Below are 8,279 nucleotides of genomic sequence, written 5' to 3' on the forward strand. Positions count from 1 at the left end.
CGCAGCAAAATAGTTGATTTTAAGTGACGGATGCTTATCATTTGCCCTCTTGTGCGCATTTGCCGCACCCGCTGAAAATGATATCTGGAGTTTAACATCGTGGATATTCGCCTTTCCCGCCGCGTTACTGCGGTGCGTCCCTCTCCGACACTCGCCGTTACCGCCCGGGCGCAGCAACTCCGTCGGGAAGGCAAAGACATTGTCAGTCTCGGCGCTGGCGAGCCCGATTTTGACACGCCCGAATATATCAAGGATGCCGCTATACAAGCTATTCATCGCGGTTTTACCAAGTACACCGCAGTCGGTGGCACGCCGGAGCTTAAAGCCGCCATCATGGCCAAATTTGCCCGGGACAATCAACTTGAATACCACCCCAATGAGGTGCTGGTATCCGTCGGCGGCAAACAGAGTTTTTTCAACCTCTGTCAGGCCTTGCTGGATGCTGGAGATGAAGTCATCATTCCTGCGCCCTATTGGGTGTCCTATCCCGATATGGTCATTCTTGCCGAGGCCTGTCCGGTCATTATTGATACGGACGCCGCCCAGCATTTCAAAATTCTGCCCGAACAACTTGAAGCTGCCATCACCGAAAACACCCGGTTTTTAGTGCTCAACAGTCCCTCCAATCCCTCAGGCGTCGCTTATAGCCGCAGTGAACTCGAAGCACTGGGAGAAGTATTACGCCGTCATCCCCGGATTTTGATAGCCACCGATGACATGTATGAAAAAATTCTTTTTCAAGATCAGCCTTTCGTAAACATTACCAATGCCTGCCCCGATCTGAAAGAACGCTGCATTGTCATGAATGGCGTCTCCAAGGCTTATGCCATGACCGGCTGGCGCATTGGTTACTGTGCGGGACCTGAGGCACTGATTACGGCCATGAACACCGTGCAGTCGCAAAGCACCTCCAATCCAACCTCCATCGCCCAGGTCGCTGCCCAGGCAGCCCTGGAAGGAGGCGATAGTGCAGTGCATGAAATGGTTCATGCTTTCCGGCGCCGTCATGCTTACGTATATGGTCGCCTGCAAAGTCTTCCGGGCGTCAACGTGCTGCCATCAGATGGCACCTTTTACAGTTTCCCGGGCTTTCACGAAGTGATGCAGGCCAAAAATCTGCAAGATGATCTGATTCTGGCGGAAGCCCTCCTGGAAGCAGGCGTTGCGGTAGTACCGGGCTCCGCCTTTGGAAGCCCCGGACATATTCGCCTTTCTTTTGCGACCAGTGACAAAAATCTGGAAATGGCACTGGATCGCATCGAACAATTTGTAAAAGGTTAGACTGAACTGACCGTAATTGCAGCGGCGGCCTTGGCGGCCCTTTCCCGTGCTTCTTCCACATTTTCTCCGGTAGCGACCGCTACGCCAAGACGCCGCAACTTGCTGGCCGTCGGCTTGCCAAAAAGACGTAAATCACTTTCTGGCACTGCCAGCGCTGTTTCAAGACCGGCATATCGGGGTCCCCAACCCAGATTTTTACCCCGAATAACCGCAGAAGCCGAAGCTCTGCGGAATCCGGGATCAACGGGCAAGCCCAGAATAGCCCGCAAATGCAATTCAAATTCGTTCTGACGTTGACTGGCCAAGGTCACCAGACCGGTGTCATGGGGTCTGGGCGACAACTCACTGAAAATTACCGCTTCACCCTGCACAAAAAATTCCACCCCGTATAATCCCTGTCCGCCGAGATTATCCGTCACCTTTTGCGCCATGTGCTGCGCATCCTGAAGCGCTTGCGCAGACATGGCCTGAGGCTGCCAGGACTCCACATAATCTCCTGCCTCCTGACGATGCCCGATGGGCGGGCAAAATACCGTACCTAAGGCAGAGCGCACCGTCAGCACGGTGATTTCAAAATCAAAGTCCACAAAGCCCTCGACAATGACTTTCTGCGCCCCCACGCGCCCGGCCGTCTGCGCTTCCTGCCAGGCCAGCGCCAATTCTGCCGCACTCCGTGCGACCGACTGCCCCTTACCGCTGGAAGACATGACCGGTTTGATCACACAGGGGAAACTCAGCTCGGCAGCTGCCGCCTCCAATTCCTGCAAGCTGCTGGCGAAGCGGTAAGGAGAAGTGGGCAAGCCCAACTGTTCTGCCGCAAGACGACGAATACCCTCGCGATCCATAGTCAATTGCACGGCTCGCGCCGAAGGGACCACCGTGGCCGAACCGGAATTTTCAATTTCTGCCAGAGCAGAGGTGGCAATGGCTTCAATTTCCGGGACCACAAAATGCGGGCGCTCACGCTTGACCAGAGCCAGAATCGCTTCCGGGTCCGTCATATCTATCACGTAGGCGCGGTGGGCGACCTGCATGGCCGGAGCATCAGCGTAACGATCTACAGCGATGGTCTCGACACCCAGACGCTGGGCAGCAATCAACACTTCCTTACCTAATTCACCGGCGCCCAGCATCATCAGCCGGGTCGCAGAAGCAGAACACGGAGTACCCAGATTCATGCGCATTTCCTTTAGCCAAAAACAATAAAAGTCCAATATGTCTATACTCAACATAGTATCATTTTCCCGACAGACGCATACGCAAAGGAGCATGACATGAGTAAACCCAGTATAGGCATGGTCGGTCTTGGTCGCATGGGTGCCAATATGGCGCGACGTCTGCATTTAAAAGGCATGAATGTCATTGTCTACAATCGTCACGCCCAAAAAGCCCAGGACCTTGCCCAGGAAACCGGCATGGACGCTGCCAGTTCGCTGGAAGATTTGGTCAAACAACTGCCTGCCCCCAGAGTCATCTGGTTAATGCTGCCGGCTGGCGAAGCCACCCAGGAGCACATTGATCAGCTCCTTCCCTTGCTGGGTAAAGGTGACATTTTGGTCAATGGGGCCAATGCACTCTACGAAGACTCCATGGCGCAGGCCGCCAAGGTAGAAGCTGCCGGCCTGCATTACATCGATGCGGGCGTTTCCGGTGGGGTCTGGGGATTGCAAGAAGGCTATGCCTTGATGGTGGGCGGCAGCCAGGCGGCGGTTGCTCAGGTCACGCCTTTCCTGAAAGCCCTCGCTCCCGGTGAAAATCAGGGTTGGCTGCATTGCGGACCGGTAGGTAGTGGGCATTTCGTGAAAATGGTCCACAACGGTATTGAGTATGGCATGATGCAGGCACTTGCCGAAGGTTTCGCCATTCTTCAGGCTAAAACCGAGTTTAATCTGGATCTCGCCAATGTCGCCGAAATGTGGCGCTATGGCAGCGTTGTCCGCTCCTGGCTTTTGGATCTGACCGCTGACACTCTGCACAAGGATCAGGTCCTCGCGGACATTGCGCCGGTAGTCGCCGACTCGGGCGAAGGGCTCTGGACTGCACAAGCCGCTTTGGCCATGAAAATCCCTGCTCCGGTCATCACGCTGGCCCTGCAAATGCGCTGGGCTTCCCAGGGAAAAGACGACTATGCGGCCAAACTATTGGCCATGATGCGTAATCAGTTCGGCGGTCATGCCGTACAAAAGGAGGACTGAGTGGATAACCAATGTATTTGTCAGTTCGTCATTTTTGGCGCTACGGGGGATCTGGCCAGTAAAAAACTGCTTCCGGCCCTATATCACCTGGAATGCGCCGGTATGATGCCCAAGGAAATGCGCATTTTGGCTTTTGGGCGGCGCCCCTGGGACAATAATGGCTGGCAGGAGTTTCTCCGCGAACAACTGGAAACCTACGCAGGAAATTATCATGACGAACATTTTGATGATTTCTGCAAACACTTTGAGTATGTACGCGGGGAAATTCATGAAAAGGAATCTTATGAAAAACTCCGCGCTGCCCTCACTGAGGAAGGTGCGGATAAACCTGCTGCTACCATATTTTATCTGGCCATTCGCCCTGCAGATTTTGTGCCGGTTGTTCAGCATCTCTCGGGTGCCGGCTTCAATCAGGAAGGCGACTATCGCATTGTTATTGAGAAGCCTTTTGGTGAAGATCTGGAAAGTGCCATGCGCCTCAATGAACAGTTGCATCGTCACTTCCGCGAGGAACAGATTTATCGCATTGACCACTATTTAGGCAAGGAAATCGTCCAGAACCTGATGGTGTATCGTTTTGCCAACCTGGCCGTAGAAGCCCTCTGGAACCGCAATTATATAGACCATGTGCAAATAACCGTGGCCGAAAGTGGCGGTATCGAAAGTCGCGCCGGTTATTATGATCAGGCCGGAGCACTGCGGGATATGTTGCAGAATCATCTGATGCAAATACTGACTCTGGTAGCCATGGAGCCTCCTCCTTGCATGGAAGCGGACGCTCTGCGTGATGAAAAGGTCAAGGTACTCCGTTCTATTCGACCCATCCCCAAATCTGCGGTCACGGCCTATGCCATGCGCGCCCAATATGGTCCCGGGGTAGTAGATGGCAAGCATGTACCGGGCTATCAGGATGAAGCCGGGGTCGAAACCAACTCCATTACCGAGACTTATGTTGCCGCGAAATTTTATATTGATAACTGGCGCTGGCGCGGGGTCCCTTTTTATCTGCGTACCGGCAAACGCCTCGAAAACAAAACCTCCAGCGTTGCCCTGCGTTTTCGGCATACGCCCCAACAGCTTTTTCGAGAAACCAGCATCGAAAAAATTGAACCCAACTGGATCCTGCTTTCTTTGGAACCAGAAAGTCTGAAAACCGAAATCCAGATCAAGGAACCCGGCCTGGAAATGCGCGTCCGTCCCGTACAGCTCAATGCTTCCTATCGCAAGGAGGGTGAACAGGAGCTGGATGCGTATGAAGCCTTGTTACTGGATGTCATGGAAGGCGACAAAGCCCTGTTTATCCGCTTTGACGAAGTGGAATGGGCCTGGCGGGTAGTGGATCCGATTATCAAGGCTTGGGGACGTGAAACCGACTACATCCTCACCTATCCAGCGGGTTCATGGGGGCCGGATGAGGCTGCGCGCATTATGGACAAAGAAGATCAGTATTGGCGCAACAAAATCTGATCTGAGCGTGAGCGACAGCCATGAAGCCATGACTGTCGCTCCTTGAAAACAACAAAAACATCTTACGAATCAAAGAAAAAAATTATCTGTGCAAAAAGCGTAGCCAAGCGTCTACAGCATAAGCTAATAAACGCGCCCTCGAAATACGCTGATTATTTTTTTGTCTTAAATTTCATGCCGATAAAATTTGTGGCATGGTTTCTGCTTAATCATCCAGGTCAGTTACCTCATGATAGTCAAGCAAGGAGCCTCCATGAAAACCACAGGAAACACGATCATTCCCGAATGGGAAATTGCCCAGCTTTCTGAAATTATCAAGGCTATGTCTCATCCATTGCGCTACAAAATCATCTGCCTGCTGGGGCGTGGTGAAATGAGCATGCAGAACCTGGTAACAGCCATCAACACCAGTCATAGCAATGCTTCCCAACATCTTGCCTTACTGCAGGATTCCGGTCTGGTCCTGGTCAGAAAAGTGGCCAGCCGCGTCTATTACCGCATCCGAGATCAACGCACCTTGCGCTTGCTGGAAATCAGCAATCACGTACTTGCCTGATCCATTTTTTCAATATTTTGCATGGCTCGCCGCAGAAAATCTGCGGCGTTTTCGTTGACTGTCGCCGTACCCAGAAAACGACGCCATTCCCCCGCGCCAGTAACCCCAAAGTACAGACCATGTAGATGGCGGCTCAGGCGTGGCGCAGGCAATGCCTCTCTCCAGCTTTCGGCATAAGCCAGCAATTGTTCGAGCACGGCTGGCCGCTCAGGTAATTGCCAGCGCCTGTTCATGGCCATTTCCACTTCTGCCAGGAACATTGGATTATGGTAAGCCGCTCGGCCAATCATCACCCCATCTACGTGAGCGAATTGATCCAGTACCGTTTCAGTAGTCTTGAAGCCCCCATTCACTTCAATGCGTAAGTGGGGAAAATCGCTTTTCAGACGATGTACCCAATCCCATCTTAATGGCGGTATTTCCCGATTTTCTGCGGGATTCAAGCCCTTCAACCAGGCATTACGGGCATGCACAATAAAATGCTGGCATCCCGACTGAGCCACAATTTCCACGAATTGATGCAAAGACGCATAATCCTCTTCGCGATCCAATCCCAAACGATGTTTGACACTCACCGGTAAGGCACTGTCTGAAAGTCCTGCCATCAGCTCGGCAACCAATTCCGGAGTCGCCATGAGACAGGCACCAAAACTGCCCTTTTGTACGCGCGGCGAGGGACAACCTACATTCAGGTTGATTCCGTCGTATTGATACTCTCTGGCCAGCCTGGATACTTGCCGCATCGCAACTGGATCATCACCCCCTACCTGCAAAATCAAAGGGTTTTCGGCCGCAGAATACTCCAGAAAACGCTGGGGATCGCGACCCAGTAACAGTGCGTTAGTTGTCAGCATTTCCGTGTAGAGCACGCAGGAAGGACAAATCAGCCGCAAAAAATGCCGACAATGACGGTCAGTCCAGTCAAGCATCGGCGCGACTGATATCACTTTATCAATGACCTCTATTGATTTTATCAATGAAAGCACCTAGAAAATTTCGCTAAGTGCCTGCTTTATCCATCCTAACGACCATTGACCTATCATACACTTAGCCACACAATACCTTTATTGACATTGACCGATTTACCGCTAAATGGTTAGCCTGAGGTTAGCCCACGGTTAGCCCGAAAATCGCGTCAGTGGGTCCAAAAAAGGAGTATGTCATGACTGCTGAGAAGGTCAACTTCACCAAGTAGACGAGGCTGCTAAAAGCCGTGAAGTTCAAGTACGCCGGACGCATCCTGGCCTACGACCACAAGCACCGCCACAGTTCGGACAAGGGGGTGCCCTACGAGTTCCGGGATGCCAACCAGCTGCTGACGGACTTCTTCGCGGACGTGGACCGCGTGCTGCAGGAGGTTCAAAAGCGATGAAGGCCATTGTGATCGGCATTATGCCCCAAGAGAAGATTCGCGCGCGGATGCTGGCGATTGCGCGTGGCGAATACAGGCCGAAGCCGGGAGAGCCCAAGGTCTGGTTTACCTCGATGAAGTCGCTTGCCGAAGTGCTGAGCGACGAGAATCGCGCACTGCTGAAGACCATGTCCAATTACGGCATCGTCGAGATGCGGCGGGAGAAGCGGCACGTGCGTCCGATTGCCAAGGCAACCGAGTTCCGGATCGTTGCGGCTTGATACGACATTCTCGATGGAAGCCTACGGCCGCGCATTGCAGCGCATATGAATCATTGGCAGCGGCACTGAAAGGCTTCAATGCCAGCATTGAATACGGCTGGCTGGACAAAGATTACCCCAGGGCATTGCAGAAACACTGCCGAAAAAAGCTCAACTGCGCGTGCATGCCAGCCAGGAAACCTGGATGCGCATTCACCAGAAAGAACTGAGCGGCAAAAAAGCCTTTCTGACTCAACAGCTCCTAACGATGCATCCCGATCTGCCAGAGCAGGTCCTGCCATTGGGGCAGGATTTTTTCGGGGAGGTAGCGGGCACTTTGGGTGGCACCGGCGGCGCGCAGGGACGCCTGAGTTTGGGCGGCATCCGGGTGATAAATCATTTGCCGCAGCACCTGCACCAGGCTGCCGGTATCGTAGGGGTCAAAATAGTGGGCGGCATCGCCATAGACTTCGCGATGCACCGGAATATCCGAAGCCGCTACCACACCTCCGCAGCGCATGGCTTCCACCCCGGAAAAATCAAAGCCCTCCCCCACACTGGGGCACACTGTCACCACGGCCTGCCGGAATAACAAACGCAGGGCCTCGGCAGGTACACTATGGAGCAAAAACAAACTACCCTGCTCTATCCATGGCAAAAATCCCTCCAGAGCGGTCTGATAATCCCAGCCGATATGCCCGACAATAATCAGCTTCAGGTCCGGGTCCATCGTGCTGCGCAAAGCTTCCCAGGCTTCCAGTAGACGACTGTGATTTTTGCGTGGCTCTACCGTTGAAACCATCAACACAAAACGGCTGTCTGGTCCCAATGCCTGGGCATAAAAACGGGTTTTTTCTTCTTCATTGCCAAAAGCCCGGGATAATTTATAAATTTTTTGCTTCCCTTTGATTTTCCCCTCAAACTCGCCATGTAAATGGCGGCGGACAATACCGGGAATACGCTCCGGCTCGGGTTCTGCCGGAAAATAATGACTGGGCAACATATTATGAATCGTGTGGGCCAAAGGCTCGGCCTCCGGGAAAAGATTCAGCAAATCCCGGCGGGTTGCATCCGATACGCAGGCAAAATGCGCGCCCGCCCGCACATTAGCAGCCATTGCCTGAAAATGGCTGGCCTGATGACAAGTCCGGTCGGAAATCGTGTGGGGC

9 protein-coding genes are annotated in these 8,279 nt (G+C 53.1%); 6 read left to right on the top strand and 3 right to left on the bottom strand.

The features are described from left to right. Positions 1-99 precede the first annotated feature (99 nt). A complete protein-coding gene (locus HJG40_RS08800; protein ID WP_215863834.1) occupies positions 100-1,281 on the top strand; it encodes a pyridoxal phosphate-dependent aminotransferase in 1,182 nt (393 codons plus the stop codon). Here HJG40_RS08800 and purT read toward each other — a convergent pair. Next, entirely contained in the window at positions 1,278-2,459 is a 1,182-nt protein-coding gene (gene purT / locus HJG40_RS08805; RefSeq protein WP_226857329.1) for a formate-dependent phosphoribosylglycinamide formyltransferase, read from the bottom strand. The genes HJG40_RS08800 and purT overlap by 4 nt on opposite strands. Before the next feature lie 60 nt (positions 2,460-2,519). On the opposite strand from purT, the gene gnd reads away from it, so the two are divergent. The 3 genes from gnd to HJG40_RS08820 all read left to right on the top strand — a co-directional run bounded on the left by gnd (position 2,520) and on the right by HJG40_RS08820 (position 5,499). Continuing rightward, a complete protein-coding gene (gnd, locus tag HJG40_RS08810; RefSeq protein WP_368355987.1) occupies positions 2,520-3,476 on the top strand; it encodes a phosphogluconate dehydrogenase (NAD(+)-dependent, decarboxylating) in 957 nt (318 codons plus the stop codon). Beyond that, positions 3,477-4,943 (top strand): glucose-6-phosphate dehydrogenase, encoded by a 1,467-nt coding sequence (gene zwf, locus HJG40_RS08815; protein WP_215863837.1) that lies wholly within the window; start codon positions 3,477-3,479, stop codon positions 4,941-4,943. Positions 4,944-5,196: 253 nt separating this feature from the next. Next, positions 5,197-5,499 (top strand): ArsR/SmtB family transcription factor, encoded by a 303-nt coding sequence (locus tag HJG40_RS08820; RefSeq protein WP_215863838.1) that lies wholly within the window; start codon positions 5,197-5,199, stop codon positions 5,497-5,499. On the opposite strand, the gene dusA is transcribed toward HJG40_RS08820, so the two are convergent. Continuing rightward, positions 5,484-6,428, bottom strand: a complete 945-nt coding sequence (gene dusA / locus HJG40_RS08825; protein ID WP_264317523.1) for a tRNA dihydrouridine(20/20a) synthase DusA — start codon at positions 6,426-6,428, stop codon at positions 5,484-5,486. The genes HJG40_RS08820 and dusA overlap by 16 nt on opposite strands. Positions 6,429-6,712: 284 nt before the next feature. Here dusA and HJG40_RS08830 point away from each other — a divergent pair, with 284 nt between their 5' ends. Both HJG40_RS08830 and HJG40_RS08835 read left to right on the top strand, forming a co-directional pair. Next, positions 6,713-6,871: a hypothetical protein gene (locus tag HJG40_RS08830; RefSeq protein WP_215863840.1), complete on the top strand. Its 159-nt coding sequence runs from the start codon at positions 6,713-6,715 to the stop codon at positions 6,869-6,871. After that, positions 6,868-7,131 (top strand): hypothetical protein, encoded by a 264-nt coding sequence (locus HJG40_RS08835; protein WP_215863841.1) that lies wholly within the window; start codon positions 6,868-6,870, stop codon positions 7,129-7,131. Before HJG40_RS08830 ends, HJG40_RS08835 begins: the two co-directional genes overlap by 4 nt. Positions 7,132-7,372: 241 nt before the next feature. On the opposite strand, the gene HJG40_RS08840 is transcribed toward HJG40_RS08835, so the two are convergent. Then, positions 7,373-8,279 (bottom strand): glycosyltransferase family 4 protein (locus tag HJG40_RS08840; protein ID WP_215863842.1); only part of this gene is annotated, 907 nt, incomplete at its 5' end.

The organism is Acidithiobacillus concretivorus, assembly GCF_018853445.1.
Lineage (GTDB): Bacteria > Pseudomonadota > Gammaproteobacteria > Acidithiobacillales > Acidithiobacillaceae > Acidithiobacillus > Acidithiobacillus concretivorus.